Annotated in this window: 18 protein-coding genes; 12 read left to right on the top strand and 6 right to left on the bottom strand. The window is 44.9% G+C overall.

All coding sequences use genetic code 11. The annotated features are described in order from the left end of the window. The first annotated feature begins 73 nt into the window (after positions 1-73). Positions 74-439: an ArsR/SmtB family transcription factor gene (locus PAENI_RS18030; RefSeq protein WP_042184384.1), complete on the top strand. Its 366-nt coding sequence runs from the start codon at positions 74-76 to the stop codon at positions 437-439. Positions 440-496: 57 nt separating this feature from the next. Here PAENI_RS18030 and PAENI_RS18025 read toward each other — a convergent pair whose 3' ends face one another. Beyond that, positions 497-1,258, bottom strand: a complete 762-nt coding sequence (locus PAENI_RS18025; RefSeq protein WP_149646218.1) for a CPBP family intramembrane glutamic endopeptidase — start codon at positions 1,256-1,258, stop codon at positions 497-499. 232 nt (positions 1,259-1,490) lie between these two features. On the opposite strand from PAENI_RS18025, the gene PAENI_RS18020 reads away from it, so the two are divergent. Next, positions 1,491-3,737 carry a heavy metal translocating P-type ATPase gene (locus PAENI_RS18020; protein ID WP_149646217.1) on the top strand — a complete coding sequence of 749 codons (2,247 nt, stop codon included), beginning with the start codon at positions 1,491-1,493 and terminating at the stop codon, positions 3,735-3,737. Between the two features lie 71 nt (positions 3,738-3,808). Here PAENI_RS18020 and PAENI_RS18015 read toward each other — a convergent pair whose 3' ends face one another. From PAENI_RS18015 to PAENI_RS18005, 3 genes are all read right to left on the bottom strand, one after another. Next, positions 3,809-4,771, bottom strand: a complete 963-nt coding sequence (locus tag PAENI_RS18015) for an L-lactate dehydrogenase (RefSeq protein WP_149646216.1) — start codon at positions 4,769-4,771, stop codon at positions 3,809-3,811. Positions 4,772-4,940: 169 nt separating this feature from the next. Continuing rightward, the gene (locus PAENI_RS18010; protein ID WP_149646215.1) at positions 4,941-5,441 is read right to left on the bottom strand and encodes a CcdC family protein; all 501 of its coding nucleotides are present in this window, start codon (positions 5,439-5,441) and stop codon (positions 4,941-4,943) included. 235 nt (positions 5,442-5,676) lie between these two features. Further along, entirely contained in the window at positions 5,677-5,937 is a 261-nt protein-coding gene (locus PAENI_RS18005; RefSeq protein ID WP_042123669.1) for a GlsB/YeaQ/YmgE family stress response membrane protein, read from the bottom strand. A gap of 249 nt (positions 5,938-6,186) precedes the next feature. Between PAENI_RS18005 and PAENI_RS18000 the strand changes: the two genes are divergently transcribed. After that, the gene (locus PAENI_RS18000; RefSeq protein WP_149646214.1) at positions 6,187-7,236 is read left to right on the top strand and encodes a lactonase family protein; all 1,050 of its coding nucleotides are present in this window, start codon (positions 6,187-6,189) and stop codon (positions 7,234-7,236) included. Between the two features lie 129 nt (positions 7,237-7,365). Here PAENI_RS18000 and PAENI_RS17995 read toward each other — a convergent pair whose 3' ends face one another. Further along, the gene (locus PAENI_RS17995) at positions 7,366-9,633 is read right to left on the bottom strand and encodes an alpha/beta hydrolase family protein (RefSeq protein WP_188114610.1); all 2,268 of its coding nucleotides are present in this window, start codon (positions 9,631-9,633) and stop codon (positions 7,366-7,368) included. Positions 9,634-10,021: 388 nt separating this feature from the next. Here PAENI_RS17995 and PAENI_RS17990 point away from each other — a divergent pair, with 388 nt between their 5' ends. The 5 genes from PAENI_RS17990 (at position 10,022) to PAENI_RS17975 (ending at position 13,828) form a co-directional block, all read left to right on the top strand. After that, a complete protein-coding gene (locus PAENI_RS17990) occupies positions 10,022-11,149 on the top strand; it encodes a sulfate ABC transporter substrate-binding protein (RefSeq protein ID WP_149646212.1) in 1,128 nt (375 codons plus the stop codon). Between the two features lie 101 nt (positions 11,150-11,250). Beyond that, positions 11,251-12,105: a sulfate ABC transporter permease subunit CysT gene (gene cysT, locus PAENI_RS17985; protein WP_076285184.1), complete on the top strand. Its 855-nt coding sequence runs from the start codon at positions 11,251-11,253 to the stop codon at positions 12,103-12,105. A gap of 222 nt (positions 12,106-12,327) precedes the next feature. Further along, positions 12,328-12,504 (top strand): hypothetical protein, encoded by a 177-nt coding sequence (locus PAENI_RS32260; RefSeq protein WP_223178968.1) that lies wholly within the window; start codon positions 12,328-12,330, stop codon positions 12,502-12,504. A 124-nt stretch (positions 12,505-12,628) separates the two neighbouring features. Continuing rightward, entirely contained in the window at positions 12,629-13,492 is an 864-nt protein-coding gene (gene cysW / locus PAENI_RS17980; protein WP_149646211.1) for a sulfate ABC transporter permease subunit CysW, read from the top strand. Positions 13,493-13,603: 111 nt separating this feature from the next. Beyond that, positions 13,604-13,828 carry a YezD family protein gene (locus tag PAENI_RS17975; RefSeq protein WP_042184406.1) on the top strand — a complete coding sequence of 75 codons (225 nt, stop codon included), beginning with the start codon at positions 13,604-13,606 and terminating at the stop codon, positions 13,826-13,828. A gap of 107 nt (positions 13,829-13,935) precedes the next feature. Here PAENI_RS17975 and PAENI_RS17970 read toward each other — a convergent pair whose 3' ends face one another. Further along, positions 13,936-14,244, bottom strand: coding sequence for a hypothetical protein (locus PAENI_RS17970; RefSeq protein ID WP_076285185.1), 309 nt, complete (start codon positions 14,242-14,244; stop codon positions 13,936-13,938). 401 nt (positions 14,245-14,645) lie between these two features. On the opposite strand from PAENI_RS17970, the gene PAENI_RS17965 reads away from it, so the two are divergent. From PAENI_RS17965 to PAENI_RS17950, 4 genes are all read left to right on the top strand, one after another. After that, on the top strand, positions 14,646-16,763 hold the full coding sequence (locus PAENI_RS17965) for a helix-turn-helix domain-containing protein (RefSeq protein ID WP_188114609.1): 2,118 nt from the start codon (positions 14,646-14,648) through the stop codon (positions 16,761-16,763). A gap of 281 nt (positions 16,764-17,044) precedes the next feature. Next, complete coding sequence (locus PAENI_RS17960) at positions 17,045-17,965, top strand: ABC transporter permease (RefSeq protein ID WP_262495641.1); 921 nt, start codon at positions 17,045-17,047, stop codon at positions 17,963-17,965. 10 nt (positions 17,966-17,975) lie between these two features. Continuing rightward, complete coding sequence (locus PAENI_RS17955; RefSeq protein ID WP_149646208.1) at positions 17,976-18,836, top strand: carbohydrate ABC transporter permease; 861 nt, start codon at positions 17,976-17,978, stop codon at positions 18,834-18,836. Between the two features lie 58 nt (positions 18,837-18,894). After that, on the top strand, positions 18,895-20,517 hold the full coding sequence (locus PAENI_RS17950) for an extracellular solute-binding protein (protein ID WP_188114608.1): 1,623 nt from the start codon (positions 18,895-18,897) through the stop codon (positions 20,515-20,517). Positions 20,518-20,536 lie beyond the last annotated feature (19 nt).

The following is a 20,536-nucleotide window of genomic DNA, read 5'->3' as shown; positions in this document are numbered from 1 at the left end:
ATCCAGAGCTGGTTTTCATATAATTGAGGAAAACAATCAGCAAAGCTGACTAGCTGGTGGAGGAGGCGATAGCATGGAGCCAACGGCATTAGAAGATTGCGATAACACATGCAAGGGTTCGGAGCTTGAACCGGAATCCATTGCATTGATTCTGCCTGACCGAGAAATAACGGATAAAATGGCAGAGATGTTCAAAGCGTTGGGTGATCCAACACGAGTGCGGCTCATTTACGCTTTGTCCCAGAAAGAACTATGTGTACACGATTTGTCTGTGATCCTTGATATGGGCCAATCTGCGATATCCCATCAGCTCCGTTATTTACGGAATTTACGAATTGTGAAGCGTCGTAAAGAAGGGAAGACGGTATTCTATTCGCTTAACGATGCGCATGTAGAGCAGATCTTTCTGCAGACACATGAGCATGTCCGTCACGAATAGTTGTATTTTTCAAAAAAAAGAGCGGTTCTCCGATTATTGGAGAACCGCTCTTTTGCGTTAACTAGATTGATTTAGGTTGCTCGATAGGGTTGGTTTTCTAAAGGATAGAGCCAGCCAGAGACAATGCACAGCGAGTACGAGAAGGATGAATAGATCGATCCCCATATATTCGCTTGTATTATCATTTCCAACAAACTGAATCAGATTATGTACAAAATGAAACAATATCAGCGGTAGAATATTATTATTTTTCAGCATCAACAAGGTAAGCACAAAACCGATCAGAAGAGAATATACGAGCTGTAGGAGGATTTGCGTCATGTCTGTACCGGATAAAGCATTAAGCAAGTGGGTAATAGAGAAGAGTATGCTTGAAGTAATCACAGCCGTTTTAGCGCCCTTAGTGAGTAAAGTCTTGAAAATCAATCCGCGGTAAATACTTTCTTCCACAAAGGCTACAAGCAGGGTGAAGAAGATAAAGAACAACACCTCAGACGTACTGATCTCACGAAAACCTTTAAAGGATATGGTGATCAGGACGACAGCTAGAGGTGCGTAATAGATCCACTTCCCAGAGGAAATGGTATTCAGAGGACGGAAGCCAAGATCACTCCATTTGTTCTTAACCGTGAAGTAGATGATCAGTACAAGCGCGATTGGAATAAAGGAGATCAGTACAGGGGCGGTATACGAAAGCTCTTTAATTGTAGCGTAAGTCCCGGCGGCAGATACAGCTAGAAGTAACAGTACCTCAATAATAACAACGGTCCAAACAGGGTGTTTCTGTGAAAAAGAAGACGTCTTGGCTAGCTTTGACATAGTCTACATTCATCCTTCCTTCTGTGTAATTTAGTTGCCAATTCATCTCGGGTGCGATCATACATCATTTACCATATTTTCACGAAAAGATCAATTTATTTAATTTTTATGAGGGCGGAGAAAAATGGTGTATATGACGTATTGACCTTCAAAAATAAAGGGAATATAATAGCAATAAGAAAACATATGAACAAGTGCTCATATATGGTTTTTATTTGAGGAGATGTGCCGTATGGATACGATGCAAGGAAAAGTAAAACGTCAGTGGGAATTAGAAGGCTTAGATTGCGCCAATTGCGCAAGGAAAATCGAAGATAAAGTGAAGAAAATTGAGGGCGTATCGTCTTGTTCCGTTAATTTTGTTACGAAGACAATGACGATGGAAACCGCCGCAGGTTATGAGGAATCGGCGATTGTAGAAGCAAAGAAAACGGTGAAGGCACTTGAGCCCCATGTAAATGTAAGAGAGAAGACTCAGGGCAGTCGCAAGCTGCAGAATAACAGTAGTCATACGCATGGAGAGGATCACAAACATGGCCATGAACACGATCATCAGGCTGCAGACGGACATAAGCATGATGGTGCGGATGGTCACGGCCATGGCCACAGCCACGAGCATGGAGAAGGCGATACCCGTAAGATTCTACTGCGGTTAGGTGGCGGTGGGATACTCGCGCTTGCCGGAATATTCTTACCGGTGGAGGGTGTAGTAGAATTGCTGATTTTCTTAGCAGCCTATCTCATCGTGGGTAGTGAGGTTGTCTGGCAGGCGGTTAAGAACATTATCAGGGGTCAGGTATTTGATGAGAATTTCTTGATGGCTCTTGCAACCATCGGTGCTTTTGCGATTGGTGAGTATCCAGAGGGCGTAGCGGTTATGCTCTTTTACCAAATCGGAGAGTTGTTCCAAGGTCTAGCAGTAAACCGTTCACGTCGATCTATCACGGCACTTATGGATATCCGTCCCGAATTTGCTTACCTTAAGCTTGGAAATGATCTAAAACGAGTCTCCCCTGAGGAAGTAGCGATCGGTGATGTGATTGTTGTGAAACCGGGTGAGAAGGTACCTCTGGACGGAACGATCCTTGAGGGAAGCGCCATGATGGATACATCAGCACTTACCGGGGAGTCTGTACCGCGTTCGGCTGGACCGGGAAGCACAGTATTAAGTGGGTTTATTAATCGGAACGGCGTTATTACGATGCAAGTTACACAGACCTTTGGTGAATCAGCCGTATCCAAAATTCTGGAGTTGGTACAGAATGCTTCAAGCAACAAAGCCAAAACAGAGAACTTTATTACTAAGTTTGCACGGGCTTACACACCTATAGTAGTGATCACAGCTGTGCTGCTAGCTGTCGTTCCTCCGCTAGTGATTAGCGGGGCAACCTTCTCAGATTGGATTTACCGGGCGCTTGTATTCCTCGTAATCTCCTGTCCATGTGCGCTTGTGGTCTCGATTCCACTTGGTTTCTTCGGAGGAATTGGAGCAGCTTCACGCAGTGGTATTCTGATTAAAGGAAGTAACTATCTTGAAGCGTTAAATGACGTGAAAGTAGTTGTCTTTGATAAGACCGGAACGTTGACTAAGGGGCAATTTAAGGTTACAGGAATTTATCCGTCAGGTGGCAAGTCTAAGGATGAATTGCTGCAGACAGCTGCTTATGCGGAGAGCCATTCGAACCATCCGATTGCCGAATCGATTAGGGCGGCTTATGGAGAACAGATTTCTAAGGAAGCGATCTCGAATTACAACGAAATCTCCGGTCATGGAATCGAGGTTTCGATTGAAGGCAAGACCGTACTTGCAGGTAACGCGCGTCTGATGGAACGAGAGGGCATAGCTTATGAGGTGCCAGCGCAAAGCGGTACAGTTGTTCACATCGCGGTGGATCATCAGTATGGGGGTTATCTGGTGATTGCTGATGAAGTGAAGGAGGACTCGCAGCAGGCTATTCAGAGCCTCAAGAAGCTTGGCATCCGTAAAACGGTGATGTTAACTGGCGATGCTTCTTCTGTAGCTGAAGATGTTGGGAAGCAGTTAGGTGTAGATGAGGTTCACGCGGAGCTTTTGCCGCAGCATAAGGTAGAGGCCATCGAAAAGCTGGATCGTGAAAAGTCACATCGCGAGAAAATTATTTTTGTCGGTGATGGAATTAACGATACCCCAGTACTAGCTAGAGCAGATGTTGGGATCGCAATGGGCGGACTGGGCTCCGATGCTGCGATTGAAGCGGCAGATATTGTAATTATGACCGATGAACCTTCGAAGATTCCTGTTGCTATCGGCATTGCCAAGCGTACACGGATGATCGTATGGCAAAATATTATTTTCGCTTTAGGTGTTAAAGCTATATTTCTTATACTCGGCGCATTTGGGATTGCCACGATGTGGGAGGCTGTATTCTCAGATGTTGGGGTAACCGTGCTGGCTGTACTGAACAGTATCCGAGCATTAAAGGTTAAAGATCAAGGATAAAAAAATCGCTCTTTAGGGTATTGGTGTTATCTACCGATCCCCAAAGAGCGATTTTTTCTGTTTGCAGGAGATTAAATGCTGTCTTCCAAGTGTAGGCTCTCAATGCCTGAGCGAACAATGCTGCAGGAGGCGTTGAATTTCTCCGCTTCTTCGGTGTTTAGGTTAAGCTCCAGTAGTTCTTGAATTCCAGTGTTGCCAATAATGGCAGGTACGCCGGTACATATACCACTTTGCCCGTACTCTCCATCCAGAATTGCGGATACGGCAATGATCTTATGCTCATCATTCAGAATGGAATGAGTAATGTAAGCCAGTGCGCTGCCAATACCGAAATGTGTGGAGCCTTTTTTGGTAAATATCTCCCAGCCCGCATCTTTGGTCTTGCGGGAGATATCCTCCAGATCCAGATGCTGGAACCGCTCACGATGCTGATCCATAATTTGCAGGATGGGCTTACCGCCAATCGTCACATGTGACCAAGCTACAAACTGGGATTCACCATGTTCTCCAAGTGCGTAGCCGTTTACGCTGCGTGGATCGATGGAGAAAACATCAGATAGTAGTGTCTTTAGGCGCGAGGAGTCAATGGAGGTTCCTGTACCAATAATTCTGTGGCGAGGCAGCCCTGATATTTTCCATACCATATAAGTGACAATATCGACCGGATTAGCGGCGACTACGAATATTCCATCGAATCCCCCAGCCATAATGTTGGTAATAATTTCTCTAGTAATGACTGCAGAGGCTTCCAGGACGTCAAGTCTTGTCTGCCCTGCCTTTGGATTAGCGCCGGCTGTTAAGATAACTACATCCATTCCTGCGCAGTCGCTATGGGTTCCGGCGTACACCTTGGTGCGTGTGTTTGTGAAATCCATGCAGTGTGAGAGATCAAGTGCTTGTGCCATAGCGCGGTCATAGGTGCGGTCGATCATCATGATCTCGTCGCAAATTGCCTGATTGACCATGGAGTAGGCGCAGCTGGAACCGACCATCCCGGCACCGACGATGGCAACTTTTCTTGATTTACTTTTCAATTGCCTTGACCTCGCTTTCTATTGTTAGGTATGCATATATTTTAACGTATCCCTCCACAAGTTACCTAACATCGGACACAGAAAAATATTTTTTACTTCAAGGTATTCATCCACGTCAGAAGCCATCTCAATCGTATGAATTGAGATGGCTTCTTAGAATAAAATATACTTATGACTGTAAGGACTGAGCCTCCGAGGAGGTCATACCTTTATAACGTTTGTACATAAAGAATCTCCAATGAAGAATCATTCCGAAAGCCAAGATGAAGAATAATCCACCGGACTGAGGGATACTGACATAACTATTAATAAATTCATGAAGTAAGGTGCGAACTAAAAGGAGTCCGAGCAGAATGAAAGCAAAGCTCTTAGAACGCTGAGCATAAATTTGTCCATCCCGTTGTTCGAAGTTTGTGCTGCGTATTAGAGGATACGCGAAGATGAACCAGCCAATCAAAAAGGCGAGTGCTGCCCACCATAAAGGAAACCTAACTTCAGGTACAACGAACATGGCAAAGCCAGTCGACATCCCGAGAGGTGGAATCCATATTTTTCGAATGGTAACCGGACGTGCGCTAGCTTTTAGACGAATAAAAATAACCATTAGCGCCATGAGCAAGGTCCCTATAGTGGAGCCGATATGTAGGAGTGAGGGGTTAATGCTACCCATGATTCACGACCTCTCTATGATTTGAGTCACTTGTATCTTCATTATAACAGAAAAACGATGGCAGAACATTGAAGTGTAGCCGCTGTCTGGAGGTAGTAGCTCCGTGAAAAGCACTGCATACTACTTTAAGTGGAAAGGGGCCGAAAACACCAAATAGCAGGTCAAGGTAGTTAACCTTGACCTGCTATTTTTTTAATAATATAAGTAGTCCAATAATTATTGGTTCAGCCTAAGCTTATGAACGGCTACGTCCACTTGTTGAGCGAAGAATAAGGCTGACGATAAAGATCAGAACAACGGCCCCGATCAAAGAAGGGAAGAAATAGAAATCACTTACTTTAGGTCCCCAACTTCCCAGAAGCACGCCACCGAGCCATGAACCGATAATACCTGCGATAATGTTACCAATTACCCCGCCTGGAATATCTCTGCCCATAATCAGACCCGCTAACCAACCAATGATCCCACCAACAATTAACATCCATAAAAAACTCATGTTACTTCAACTCCTTCGTTTTGTTGTTTTCGATGTCTACTATTAACCTTGCCAATCATGTTTAAACCACTTGTAAAAACTTACTATTGCCGGGAGAGTTAGGAAATGGCTTCAAAATTGAACTCGATAATGTATTACAACTATAAACATGCTATAGTGAAAAAATATTATAAAATACTGAGTGAGTTGCTATCAGTAAAGGGTAATTAAGAAGTAAATACAATTTATACAAACAAAGGAGTCGCTACTATGGAACGGCCTAATGAGGTATTGTTTTATGTGGGAACGTACAACCCTGAAGGTGAGGAAGCTATTCTACTCTGCTCACTTAGTCCTTCATCAGGGGAAATGAAGATTCTTGAGGGTACTAAGGGCATTGAGAATCCATCGTTTTTAGCAGTAAACAGCACAGGCAGCGTGCTCTATGCGGTTAGTGAGAAGGATGAGGGCGAGGTCTATGCTTTTGCTATTGATCCTGTTACTAAAGCGTTGAGTCCACTTGGAAGTCGTCCTACGGAAGGTGGCGCTCCTTGTTATGTCTCGATCAGTCCTAAGCAAGATTACATATTCGTCTCTAATTATTCCGGTGGCAATGCCAACGTATTTCCTGTAAATGAGGATGGTTCGCTTCAGGTCATGTCTGATCAAGTGAAACATGTAGGTTCAGGAATTCGTGAAGACCGTCAGGAAGCTCCGCATCCACACTCCGTCATTCCGGATGGAAGCGGCAAGCATATACTGGTTTGCGACTTGGGACTGGATCAAATCCTGATTTATCGCCTTGAAGAAGGTAAGCTGTCTAAGCATCGGGAGATTAATCTTCCACCAGGTTCAGGCCCACGCCATCTCGCGGTACACCCTTCAGGACAATGGATTTATCTGGCGAATGAACTAAACTGTACCGTAACGGTATTTGCTAATGATGAGCAGAATGGAAACCTCAGCATTTTACAGCTTGTGAGCACGCTTCCAGAGCAATATAATGCGGGTAGTGACGATACAGCTTCCGATATTCATGTATCGCCATGTGGTAAATTCTTGTATGTCTCAAACCGGGGACAAGATAGTATCGCCTTGTTCCATATTGAGGGTTCAACAGGTCATCTTGAAGCGGTAGATTGGCAGGTTACAGGCGGACGTACTCCGCGTAATTTCGCCATTATTGGTGGCAAGCTGCTCGCTGCGAATCAAAATAGTGATATTATTACTTCATTCTCCATCGATAGTGACAGTGGCAGATTAATTCCTACAGGGAACGAGCTGAAGATTAAGACACCGGTCTGTATTCAAGCCGTGTAGGCTGGGAATAGGTTATTGTATGTTTCAATATTAGGGGCTATTCCCCGAAATTTATCAAAATAAAAGGCCTTCCAATCAGCTGTACATGTGCTGAGGGGAAGGCCTTAAATGGTATAATGGCAAGTTACCTTAAAACATATTTCGAATTCCTAGATCGTAAAAGCCTATGTCATCTAGCATGATTTTATCTCCCTCGGCTTCAAGGTAGAAGGTGATTTCCGTCAGGTTCTCAGGCTCTAGCTCAGGTTCTTCCTCCTGAAACTGTTCAAACGGCATCTCATAGGTCTGAAATACAGCTTCGGACAGATCACCGTACTTCCCATCATTAATCCGTTCTTCAAGCCATGGGAATAACGTGAACTGAGTTTGCGGAAGTGGAAGAATATCCATTACCTCACTTAACGGCAAGCGTGCTGAGGTATCATTTTTGTCGGTTAACTCAACCTCTACATTGGGAGGTAGCGGAATACTTAGTTCATCTTTGATATCACCATTGAGGTTTGCTAAGGAAAATGTAAGGCCATCTGCGTCTGAAAGGGCCATTTCAGTAACAACACTGTCTTTAAGCTTAATGTTGTAATAAGCTTCCTCGTCTTTTTTGGCTGTGCGTTCAAGAACGACACCATATGTGGCTTTGCTCTTCGATTCACGATCCTTTGCGAGCTCTTCCGACCAGGATAATCCGGATGCTTCTGCTGTTCCGAGATTAACGGTATTCTTGTTGCGGTCCTCGTCAAATGTGGCTACTGGCCGATATCCCCCATCCTGGAATCGATTGTAGTAAGTGGTCTCCGGTAGCCATTTCAGTCCGCTGCGGTAATCCCGGAACAAGCTCTGGTATTCGTCTTTTCCATGCAAAGTGGTCTCCAGAAAAGCTGACACATACACTTTAGAGATTTGCCGCTGCTTGTCTGCATCCATAATTTGCGCTCGATTTAAAAAGAGGCCAGCAGGTAAGGTCTGATCATACGCGCCCCAATCGCTGTTGAATTGACTGTGATTGGCGTCCGCAATATACAGCGAGCTTTTGAAAGCAGAGGACCCTTGGGAATAGGAAGTACGTATATACTGCCGGTCACCATAGAAATCATGTACATCCCCATCACGAGCCCCTTGCAGAGTCAAATAGTTGACATCCTTGAGACGGGCTTGCTGATCGTCTATCGTTTTGTCCGTAGGGGCAAGGGCGACCACAGAGGCTATATTAAAACGATCTACTGCCTTCATAACGGGATCATTTTTGAACCAACGTTCGGCGTCTGCTGCCATAGCAACAGCTTGTCCTCCACGGCTATGGCCGAGCAGGGCGGTTTTTGTGAAATCTATTTTTTGATAAAAAGGATTGTCTGGTTCATCCGAGAAAGCTGTTAGCTGTTCCAGGTGTTTCAGGATGATCCAGGTCCGTACTTTGAAATCATTGTCCGGAATACCGGACCAAGCAGAATAGTTCAGGAAATTCTCATCCAGTGAAATTGCGATAAACCCCCGGCTGGCCAAGAGTTCACCGAGATAAGCGTACCCTCCGTCAGAGTAATCTTCCATCATATGATTTCCGTGCACCATCAGAACTACCGGATAGGGACCTTCGCCTTCAGGCATCCATACTCGGCCGTTCAGTGGAAGTGCATTATAATCGAAACCCCAGAATAAAGTGCGGAGTTTTGACCAATCCTTAATATAAGCAGAAGCATCTACTGTAGAAGAGATCACATTGGTATCCTTGCCGTATTCGGTCCGATGCAGATCCTTACCGCTGGCATAAGTGAAGGTCTGATAGGCTTGATTGCCAGGTTGTGATGGACTTGCGGCTGTCAATGGAATCACATCGGAATCACTGATATCAATGGGTTCCAAAGTAGGTATTTCCTGCACTCCGTTTGCCAGAGCAAGTTGGGAAAAAGTCACTGTAATGGTAAGCAGAAGTCCCATGGTTATTCTTTTGCTGCGCAGCAGACCGATGGCTAATCCGCCCAATGCACCTAATACGGATAGTAGAACAGCAATGAGAACCGCAGCCTCAATCTCAAAATCTGCGTAATATAAGATTAGTAGAATCGCTCCAACATCGCTCAATACACAGCCTGCGAATAGTCGTGGGATGCGCAGTCCGGTCAACGCGATCAGTACAGCAATGATATTACTGGCAATGGCCAGCAGAATGGTACTCGTACCTGCAGCAAGTGCAATATCAGTTGGCACCCCTAATCCAGTGGGTATACCTAATACGGCAGTGGTGAAGGCCAAAAAGCAAACGATCCAAAGACCAGCGATTGCTGTCCTCCAGACCGTTGTATCATAACGGTAAGTTCCCCTAATCCTTCGATTAATTTCTTGAGTCATTCTCCTATGAAGCCGTGGTCTTATCGGCGCAGGGACGTACTCTAAATCCATACCCATGATTCTCACTCCCGACATTAAGCGGTAATTTCTCTAGACCATAAGCTGTAGCAATAATATTACTTTATAGCATCAATAACAAGTGGATCTTACAGGAACCCACACCATTGCCTGTATAGCGTGGGATTTGAAAGATTCCTTTGTCATTGGTTGGAAAAAAAGGTTTGACACGGTTAAAGGGTTTCAGTATTATATCCATATAAACCAACTAAGTAGATAGGAATAATTGAAAAAAGTTCTTACCGTACAGACGGAGGAACGCCTGCATTAGGCTCGCAGACACGTGTCATAGGACCGGTTTGACCTGCCATACGTGGGCTTTCCTCCGTTCTTTTTGTTACCCACAGGAAAGAAATGATGGCAAGAAAAACATGGGGGAGTGGAAAAGATGAAGAAAAAGATGAATAAAGGGCTTCTTGTAGGGTTTAGCTTGTTGCTGACGGCAGGGCTTACTGCTGCTTGCGGCAGCAATAACAACAACGGAAATAGTGCTAGTTCGGCAACAGACGCACCAGCAACAACCAATTCACCGGAGGCCACAAATGCGGCTGAAGCAACAAAAACTCCATCTAAAGATCCAGTAGAACTACTGAACGTATCTTATGACCCTACTCGCGAATTGTACGAGAATTATAATAAAGCTTTTGCTGCCTATTGGGAGAAAGAAACAGGACAAAAGGTCACGATTAAGCAATCCCACGGTGGATCGGGGAAACAAAGCCGTGCTGTACTTGATGGTCTGGAAGCGGATGTTGTGACATTAGCACTTGGTTATGATATTGATGCCTTGCAGGAAAAGGGACTTATTAATGAAGGCTGGCAAAGTAAATTTGATCATAACAGTTCACCGTACACCTCGACGATCGTATTCTTAGTACGCAAAGGAAATCCAAAAGGAATCAAAGATTGGCCGGATTTGCTTAAGGAAGGCGTAGAAGTGATTACACCGAATCCGAAAACATCAGGTGGCGCACGTTGGAACTACTTGGCGGCGTGGGGTTACGCGCTAGACCACAACAATAACGACGAAGCTAAGGCTGAGGAATTTGTAAAAGAATTATTCAAACATGTTCCGGTGCTGGATACGGGTGCGCGCGGTTCTACGACCACTTTTGTAGAGCGTGGAATTGGCGATGTGCTGATTGCATGGGAGAATGAAGCTTACCTTTCTGTAGAAGAGCTTGGTCCAGATAAATTCGATATCGTAAATCCATCTGAGAGCATTCTGGCTGAACCGCCGGTAGCAATAGTAGATAAGGTTGTGGATAAAAGAAATACGCGTGAAGTGTCCGAGGCTTACTTGAAGTATCTCTATACGGAGGAAGGACAAAAAATCGCGGCTGAGAACTACTACCGTCCAACGCTAGAAAGCGTGAAAGAACAATATAAAGATAAGTTCCCGGAAATAAAGCTCTTCACATTGGCTGATAAATTCGGAACCTGGAAAGAAACGCAAGAGAAGCATTTTAACGATGGCGGGATCTTTGACAAGATCTATGTGCCGGGTGCTAAATAACAGATTAATAAAACGAAAATTATATTTTTTCTTTAAGAGATTTGTCCCTAGTAAGGGGCTGATCGGCTAACCTGCCGAAGGCGAGAAAGGATGAATAGGGGATGAATGTCACCGCAACGACTACAGCTGTATCGGCGACAACGCGGCGAAAGATACTACCCGGTTTTGGGATAACGATGGGGTACAGCGTACTTTACCTGAGTCTCGTGGTACTCTTGCCACTTTCAGCATTGTTGTTCAATTCTACTGGGCTGAGCTGGGCGAAATTCTGGGATGTAGCTACCGATCCGCGTGTATTGGCTTCGTATCGTGTCAGCCTGTCTACGGCAGCGGCTGCTGCTTTTGTGGATGCTATTCTAGGTCTCTTGCTGGCGTGGGTACTAGTGCGTTACGAATTTCCGGGCAAAAGAATATTTGATGCGCTGATCGATCTTCCGTTTGCTTTACCGACAGCTGTAGCTGGTGTCTCCTTGACGGCTCTTTATGCCACAAATGGCTGGATCGGGGCGTGGCTTGAGCCACTAGGATTAAAGGTGGCATTTACTCCGCTTGGCATTACCCTTGCCTTAATGTTCATCGGGATACCGTTCGTCGTGCGAACGGTACAGCCGGTGCTGGAGGATTTGGACCGAGATATGGAGGAAGCCTCGGCAACCCTCGGTGCAGGCCGCTGGAGAACCTTTCGTTCAGTAGTACTGCCTGAGCTGTTCCCGCCGTTGTTAACAGGCTTTGCTTTGGCATTTGCCCGTGGTATTGGTGAATTCGGCTCTGTCGTGTTCATCTCCGGCAATATGCCGATGAGAACGGAGATTGCTCCTTTGCTTATTATGTCCAAACTGGAGCAGTATGATTACGCTGGTGCTACCGCCGTTGCGTTGCTCCTGCTGCTCATTTCCTTCTTAATGCTGTTAGTCATTAATACACTCCAGCGTTGGGTGCGTAAGACTTCTCGTTAGGTCTTTCGGTTTTACTCAGATTTTATTCCCTATTCTCTAATCTTTTTGTATTAGAACTTGCTGAGCGAGTATTAGCGAGGCTACATCTAACAGGTAAATGACGACTTTATTTTACGAAGCATACTTGCTTCCGTAAAATGCGGAATCCTCCGTTAGATAAAGTACTCGAAGAGTAATCTGGGTGTTGGAGGAGCGATAGCGATCTCGAAGTTTTGAAACCAGATGGCTGGTAAGAAAGGAACGGAGAGGAATATTGGAACTGGAGAAGCGTTAGCGTTCGCCTTTATCCTCGGATTTCTACCGCGGAGAGCGGTTCAAATCAGGAAATCTGAGGATAACAGCGATCGGAAGTCCAATATTCCTTGGAGTGACCCATTACCAGTAATCTTGTTTCATTAAATTTCCGAGACAGCAACCGATCGGAAAACCAAGATTTCTCGAAGACACTTCACATCTACCGAAATACGGCATTTTTCAGAAGCTAATCATGCTTTCGTAAAACCCTTTAAAGGAGGAATAACTTGTGGCAGGCACCATCCCACTCCAAGCCCCCCGGCTACAGAAGAATACGTCCTCGCCAGCGACAACGGAAACCAAGGCTGTAAAATGGGTGTTGATCGGAGCTGCTGGACTAGTCCTTTTTTGGCTGATTGCCTTGCCTTTGATTGTTGTGCTGACAGAGGCGCTGAAAAAGGGCTGGGATGTATATATAGCTGCTCTGACCGATCCGGATGCCCGTTCCGCTTTGCGGCTGACGTTGCTTGTTGCAGCGATCACTGTACCACTGAATACCTTTTTTGGCGTAGCGGCTGCATGGGCAGTAACCAAGTTTCGTTTTCGCGGCAAAGGGTTTCTCATTACCTTGATTGATCTCCCCTTTGCAGTATCGCCTGTCATCGGCGGTCTGATCTTTGTGCTCGTCTTCGGCGCCAACGGTTGGTTTGGCCCTTGGCTGAGCGCCCATGATATCAAGATCGTATTTGCGCTTCCAGGCATCGTGTTGGCCACGCTGTTTGTGACCTTTCCCTTTGTGGCACGTGAGTTGATTCCACTGATGGAGGATCAAGGGACACAGGAGGAAGAGGCAGCGATTACCCTCGGAGCACATGGGTGGCAAATCTTTTTCAGAGTCACGCTTCCTAATATTAAATGGGGTTTATTATACGGCATTATTTTGTGTAATGCGCGGTCCATGGGCGAGTTCGGCGCAGTCTCTGTGGTGTCCGGGCATATACGTGGGGAGACAAATACACTGCCGCTGCACGTTGAGATTTTGTACAATGAATATCAATTTTCAGCCTCTTTTGCAGTAGCTTCACTGCTCCTGTTGTTGGCTTTGGTGACGATGATTATTAAAAGCTGGTTATCACGAAAAAATGCCCATTGACAGTACTTTTGGTTCCGTGCTAAGTTAATTCATAGTATACGGGTTGGTAATAACGGAATTGTGAAATTTAGGCGGATATAATCCTTTGGATGGGGAAAGGGAGGCTAGAGAATGGCTAAACCGCTGAAAGTGGATGATTTATGGCTTACGCGGATTGCAGGGCTTCTGGATGATATGGAATTTGGCTCCTTGCACATCGTAGTGCATGAAGGTCAGATTGTTCAGATGGAGCGTACGGAACGCAAACGTTTTGAGAATGGCAATGGCAACGCAAATGGGCGTTACATTAATGAGAGTGGAACCCGGCGGGCCGATTCCCAATCGGCAGGACGTTGATACAATCTCGGGCAATCATAAAGGTATATATCATATTTAAGAATAAACGCTAATAACCCACTCCTGAATAGGGGCGGGTTATTTTTCTGACGATTTAGGTGCTCTTATTAATAACGATTTGCCTGACGTGAAGAGGAAATCCCTTCAACCAACAGTACGAGCGCAGTGATGCCATGCATGATCCAACCTAAGAGTGGGATAAACGCTAAAATCGAGGTGATAATGCCTAGAACATTCCCTACGATGGGTTTCCGCTCTCTTTGCAGGATTACAATGGCTACAGCGTGGAGCAAAAAGGCAACGGCAAGTGGGACCCAACCATTCGCTATAATAAAGAGACCGCCGAGGACAGGCAGAGCCAGAAAAGCCTCATACACACACGTTCCCCATTTAAACAGCTTTGCTACAGGAGACATTATGCCACCAACCTTTTTAGAATATTGTTATAAATACTATTCCACACAGTGAGTAATAGGATTCAAGAATATAATACTTACCACTTTGGTGGATGTGTATGAATTTTGGGAATGGACGGTATTTTCATATTCATATATAGTGTGAGTTAGATATTTCCAAAAGAGTGTAAAGATATACGCTCACCCAATAAGGATACAAATTTTACTATTGGGTGATTTTCAATTTATAAAGGAATCATCAAGGGGAGATCACATTGCTTAGAAAATCCTTTTTCACAAAACTACTTATCGCTTATCTGGTTATTATATTCGCTTACACTATGATTGCTGTCTGCCTTTCTTTTTTTAAGGACAGCCAAAACGTGCGATCGGAATTAAGCCAAAACCAGCAGAATTTTCTCATGCAATCGCGCGACAAAATTGACACGAAACTCGGCGTTTCTTTCAATTTAATTGCGCAATTGAGACGTAATGATCATGTTGTTAAATTCGCTGAAAAAGAACGCAATTACTATGAGATTACACAAACCTCTTATGCACTGCAAAATCATATAGACGCATTCTCTGAATTCGGATATAGCATTGATTTAATGAAGACTAACGACGATCTGGTCATAACGCCGCAAATTTCGTCGGATAGAAGACGCTATATGGAAGATATGGGAATGACGAATGAGGATTTGGCACAATTAGGCACAGACAGCACGAGTCCAAACATAACGATATCGAGCAGCCAAAATATAACGTCGACAAACAATGAAAGCGCATCCATACGAATCGTTAATCCGGAACGGGTAGGAATAGGGAATTCATTATTTTTTGTTGTCTCATTCTTTGAACAATTGCTGCTGCCACCCCTATCACCTGATGCGCAAGAAGCTTTTGCCATTATCGAGAATGGCCGATACGTAACGCTTAAATCAAGCTTTGACGATAAACGGGAAAAGCAATTGCTTGCCTATCCACTGGGACAACTGGATGAACAGGCAACTGTGGATTATAAGAAGCTATCCAATGATGAATTCGATTTCCATTTAATCCGCTCGAATACAATGCCGCAATGGTCGTATATGTATGTTACACAGAACTATTCTTTGGTGGATTCCTTTTCCCCAAATTTAAAAGGGACTGTACTTTTATTAGCCATTCTTATCTTTGTGGGACTTGCGTTCGCCTATACAGTTTCCAGGCGCATGTACCGGCCTGTGGGTCATCTCGTCGGATTGTTCAAGAGCTACGGTGAGCCTGCGGGAGCAGACGAATTCGCTTTCTTGAACGAGACAGCGACGAGTATAAGTAAAGCTAATGAACAGATGAAATCCGCGCTACATGAGCACAAGCTTTCGATGAGAGACAAGTTCCTGCGGGATTTGCTCCATGGACTCGTTCCACCTGAGAAGGTGGATGACCTGCTAAATGCACATCAACTGCAAAGCCTTTCTAGCAACTTGAGCGTTTGTGTGATTTCATTCTCGAACGCTAAGGAATTGGAGGAGCAATATTCGAAAGATGCGATTCTTACGATAAAATCAAAGACTTCCTTGATTATTCATGAGCAGTTGAAAGTTCATTTCCCTTGTGAGCTGCTTGATCACGATTTCACCAAATTTGTCTTCATAATCAGTGAATCCGATACGGAATCCATTCAGAAGAAGCTCATGAAAGCGATGGCTCAAATCGAGGATGCACATGCATACGGATTGACTGCAGCAGTAGGTCAGCCCGTAGCCTCTGCTGGCGAAATTGACCGCTCCTTTATCCAGGCGCTTGATATTCTGAAGAGGAGATCGGCAGTGGACAAGACTTCCGTCATTACTTATAAACAACTCAGTCAAGTTCAGATGGTCAGCTATTATTATCCTATTGATACGGAACGAGAGCTGATCAGCTATGTGATTCGCGGCAAGCGGGAGAATGCTTTAAATACGCTAAACCGCCTGCTATCGGAAAATCTGGAGCAAAGGCAGTTAACCAGGCAGCAGCTCGACCAGTTCAGCCTGCTTGTGTTGGCTACGCTGAGTCGAATTATACAGCAGTTGAATATGCCTTTCGAAGAGTTCGTTCAAGCTCATAAGGAATCTCTGGACATCGTACAGCACGGCGAATCGAAGGAGCTGATGGTCTCCGCCATTACTTTCTTGTTCGGTGCCATGATGGATACGATTGATCAGCAGAATGAAATGATGGATAACAGTACGGTAAAGCGGATGATTGAATATATTCATGACAACTACAATAGGGATTTATCGCTTAGTATGATAGCGGAGGAGTTTAACTTCTCTCCTGGTTATGTCAGTATCGCGTTCAAAAATCATTCCGGAGAAAATTTTAAAGATTACTTGAATTTTTATCGTGTGCAGCAAGCTAAAGAAATTATGCGCCAGCAGAAAGATATCAAAATTGGAGATTTAGCACTAATGGTCGGGTGCAACAATGCGAACACGTTTATTCGCATGTTCCGCAAGTATGAAGGGTTAGCTCCTGGCCAATACGCAAAGAAGCTTAACGAGAAGGAATGAGGCTTCAAGTAATGAGAACCGTTGATTCAAAACAAAGCCGCCTAGCTTAATTGCCAGGCGGCTATTGTATGTTCGACAGGCGTTTCTCTATATAACGAGAAATTGTTGATACATAAAATAATGCACATTATGAACCCAGACATAAAGAGTTGACGCTAGATGAAATAATGGCGATAGACAGCGCTTACATTCATTCTTATAGTTTAAATTGCAACGCTGACCTTTCAAATGGGAGCGCTCCTGAAGGGATCAGCTAAACATCGTTGCGAGAGGAGAAGAGGGTGCTGCTTAACTTTAAAGAAATAAAAACCAACCTGATCAGGGACCGTTATCTTTACCTGCTCCTGATACCGTTTCTGGCTTGGTATATCATCTTTGCGTATAAGCCGATGTACGGCCTGCAAATCGCCTTTAAGGATTTCAGTGTATATAAAGGAATTGAAGCGAGTCCCTGGGTGGGGTTTGAACACTTCGAGAGCTTTTTTAAAAGTCCATATTTCTGGCGGCTATTAAAAAACACAGTATTGCTCAGTTTGTATCAATTGCTGTTCGCATTTCCTGTGCCGATTATCCTCGCTTTGTTATTTAACGAATTGAAGAACGGGATTTTCAAATCAACGGTGCAGACCTTTACGTATTTGCCCCATTTTATTTCAGTCGTTGTCGTAGCTGGGATTGTTACCAACTTCTTGGCTCCTAGTAACGGTATTATCAATATCCTGATTGAGATGATGGGTGGCGAAAAGCAATACTTTCTGACCAATCCCGATTATTTCCGAACGATTTTTATCGGGTCCATGGATATTTGGAAGGAAGCGGGGTTTGGTACCATCATCTATATAGCCGCTTTGTCCGGCGTCAATCCGGCCTTGTACGAAGCGGCGGTTATCGATGGAGCTAACAAATGGAAGCAAATGTGGCATATCACACTTCCCGCCATCATTCCAACGATCGCAATTATGCTTGTCATGAAGGTGGGTTCCATGCTGGAAGTTGGCTATGAGGCAATCATCCTTCTGTATCAGCCAGCCACCTATGAGGCAGCCGACGTTATTAACACCTACGTGTACCGGTCCGGTCTGCAGGATGCACGTTACGACCTGGCGACAGCGGTGGGGTTGTTCAATGCCGTCGTTGGATTTATTCTCGTCGTATTTGCCAATAAGATGAGCAAGAAGTTAACGGATACTGGATTATGGTAGGTGATGGAAGATGAAAAAAACCAGAGGCGAAAAGCTATTTTATATTTTTAACTGTGTATTTCTTGGAATTATTGCTTTGCTTGCATTGTACCCTTTTGTGTATGTCTTATCCGCATCCATCAGCTCCTCCGACGCGGTTGTTACCGGCAAAGTGATCTTGTTGCCGAAAGATATTAACTTTGACTCCTATGCAAAGGTATTATCGGAAAAGGGAATTTGGATTGCCTACTTAAACACGTTCTATTACACCATATTCGGCGTAATGGCCAACTTAATTCTCACCATTTGCGGTGCGTATGCCTTGTCTAAGAAACGGATTATGGGGCGCACGGCCATCAGCTTCTTTATCGCGCTGACGATGTGGTTCCAACCGGGCATGATTCCGATGTATCTTAATTTCCGAGATCTGAACATGCTCGATAGCAGGTTTACAATTGTTATCGGATTCGCGATTACGACCTTCTATGTGTTCCTCATGAGAACGTTCTTCCAGGGCATTCCGGAGGAACTCGAGGAAGCGGCGAAGGTTGACGGAGCCAATGATCTGACGATCCTATGGAAGGTGTATCTGCCGCTGTCCAAAGCAGCCCTTGTGACGATCGGATTATTCTATGCGGTACACCGCTGGAATGGATACTTCTGGACAATGATCCTACTGAGCGACGAGAGCAAGGTGCCGCTACAAGTCCTGCTAAAGAAGCTGATCGTTGAGATGAATGTGAATGATGAGATGGGCAATATGGCGTTATATTCAAAGGAAACGATCATCTATGCGACTATCATCATTTCCATTATTCCGATTGTTGCAGCCTATCCCTTCATTCAGAAATATTTCGTCAAAGGGACGATGATCGGCTCAGTCAAAGGCTAGTGGCTGTTTCCAACTTTTTATTATGAAAGCAAGAAACCAATATTGGGAGGTCATGAATGTGGGGAACAAAAAATGGATGAAATCATCTGCAATAATCATAATGACAGTCGGTATGCTGCTGGCAGGCTGTAGTAATAATAACGCTCCGCAAAAGAGCGGAAGTGCGGCGAATGATTCAAAAGAGTCAGATACAACCCAGTTGTCTGGGCACCTGATCGTCAAAGACCCGCTTGAACTGACGATCCATATGCACTACACAGATACGTTTATATACGATGATAACTGGCCTATTTTTAAAGAAGCGGAAGCTATGACCAATATTAAGCTGAAGGGAACCGCATCTAAGGCCTCGACGAATAGTAAAGAACTGTTCAATACAATGATGGCTTCAGGGAAAATTCCGGATCTGGTTCATCATCAAATTAAAGAGCAGTACGACAGCCTTGGGATTGAAGGGGCCTTTCTCGAGCTAGATGGATTGATCGAAGAACATGCACCGAACATTAAAAAGTTCTTGTCCGAACATCCAGATGCAGCCAAATTTATGAAGGCTTATAACGGCAAGACGTATTTTCTAAACTTTACTCCAGATGGACCGGCTGCCAAGGGCTGGTTTGTACGCCAGGATTGGCTGGATAAGTTGGGACTTGAGCAGCCGAAAACGGTAGATGAGCTGCATGCACTATTAAAAGCATTCAAAGAAAAAGATCCGAACGGTAACGGAGTAAACGATGAAATTCCATACTTTAGCCGAACGAAGCTGGATGGGATTTACGATTTGTTGATCCAGTGGGGCGTGCGGGGCGGGGCCGATGCAGCTAAACGCGGATTTTACGCGGACAACGGTGTCGTCAAGTACGGCATGTATGAGCCGGGCTATAAGACGGCAATCGAGAATATTGCGAAGTGGTACAAGGAAGGCCTAATCGATAAAGAAATCTTCACCCGCGGAGCGAAAGCGCGTGACATTTTGCTCGGAGACAATATAGGTGGCATAACGCACGACTGGTTCGCCAGCACGGCTAACTTCAATGACATTCTTGCGACTAAGATTCCTGGCTTCTCCTTTGGTCCGATGACGCCTCCAGCGAATACCGAGGGCAAAGTCGTCGAAGAGAGCTCCCGTAAGCAGACGCATGCGAGCGGGTGGGGAATCTCGGCGGCAACTAAGCATCCCGTCGAAGCGATCAAATATATGGATTTCTGGTTCTCCGAGGAGGGCCGGAGGCTGATGAACTTTGGCATCGAAGGAAAACACTACGATCTTGTGGACGGCAAGCCGAAGTTTAAAGAATCCATATTGGATAATAAAGAAAAAACAGTGATTCAACAGCTTCAGGAAGAGGGAGGACAAATTGAGCTCGCCTTCCATCAAGACTATGCTTACGAAGAACAATGGACAAACGCGACTGCATTGAAGGGCATCAAGGAATACATTGACAATGGCTATATTATGGAGGCTTATCCGCCGATTTCGTATACGGATGAGGAACGGAGCAAATTTGAAGAGTTAAATGCTGGCGTACTGACTTATGTTGAGGAAAAGCTGCAGAGATGGGTGCTAGGTGTGGAACCGGTCAACGATGAGACATTCAGTAAGTATATCAAGGAATTGGAAGACTTAGGCATCAAGGATTTACTTGCGTTAGAGCAAGTTGCATACGACCGTTACATGAAATAGTTGGCATCGCTCCTTCCGG

This window comes from Paenibacillus sp. B2(2019), assembly GCF_008370385.1.
Lineage (GTDB): Bacteria > Bacillota > Bacilli > Paenibacillales > Paenibacillaceae > Paenibacillus_AQ.
This window is presented reverse-complemented; position numbering and strand designations above follow the sequence as displayed.

Excerpts from the sequence above, each read along its gene's own strand:
- PAENI_RS17975 (WP_042184406.1), top strand. The coding sequence starts at position 13,604 with ATGGCTAAACCGCTGAAAGTGGATGATTTATGGCTTACGCGGATTGCA.
- PAENI_RS18005 (WP_042123669.1), bottom strand. The coding sequence starts at position 5,937 with ATGAGTTTTTTATGGATGTTAATTGTTGGTGGGATCATTGGTTGGTTA.
- PAENI_RS32260 (WP_223178968.1), top strand. The coding sequence starts at position 12,328 with ATGGCTGGTAAGAAAGGAACGGAGAGGAATATTGGAACTGGAGAAGCG.
- PAENI_RS17965 (WP_188114609.1), top strand. The coding sequence starts at position 14,646 with ATGCAATCGCGCGACAAAATTGACACGAAACTCGGCGTTTCTTTCAAT.
- PAENI_RS17970 (WP_076285185.1), bottom strand. The coding sequence starts at position 14,244 with ATGTCTCCTGTAGCAAAGCTGTTTAAATGGGGAACGTGTGTGTATGAG.
- PAENI_RS18010 (WP_149646215.1), bottom strand. The coding sequence starts at position 5,441 with ATGGGTAGCATTAACCCCTCACTCCTACATATCGGCTCCACTATAGGG.
- PAENI_RS17990 (WP_149646212.1), top strand. The coding sequence starts at position 10,022 with ATGAAGAAAAAGATGAATAAAGGGCTTCTTGTAGGGTTTAGCTTGTTG.
- PAENI_RS18025 (WP_149646218.1), bottom strand. The coding sequence starts at position 1,258 with ATGTCAAAGCTAGCCAAGACGTCTTCTTTTTCACAGAAACACCCTGTT.
- PAENI_RS18020 (WP_149646217.1), top strand. The coding sequence starts at position 1,491 with ATGGATACGATGCAAGGAAAAGTAAAACGTCAGTGGGAATTAGAAGGC.
- PAENI_RS18000 (WP_149646214.1), top strand. The coding sequence starts at position 6,187 with ATGGAACGGCCTAATGAGGTATTGTTTTATGTGGGAACGTACAACCCT.
- PAENI_RS17955 (WP_149646208.1), top strand. The coding sequence starts at position 17,976 with ATGAAAAAAACCAGAGGCGAAAAGCTATTTTATATTTTTAACTGTGTA.
- cysT (WP_076285184.1), top strand. The coding sequence starts at position 11,251 with ATGAATGTCACCGCAACGACTACAGCTGTATCGGCGACAACGCGGCGA.
- PAENI_RS18030 (WP_042184384.1), top strand. The coding sequence starts at position 74 with ATGGAGCCAACGGCATTAGAAGATTGCGATAACACATGCAAGGGTTCG.
- PAENI_RS17995 (WP_188114610.1), bottom strand. The coding sequence starts at position 9,633 with ATGGGTATGGATTTAGAGTACGTCCCTGCGCCGATAAGACCACGGCTT.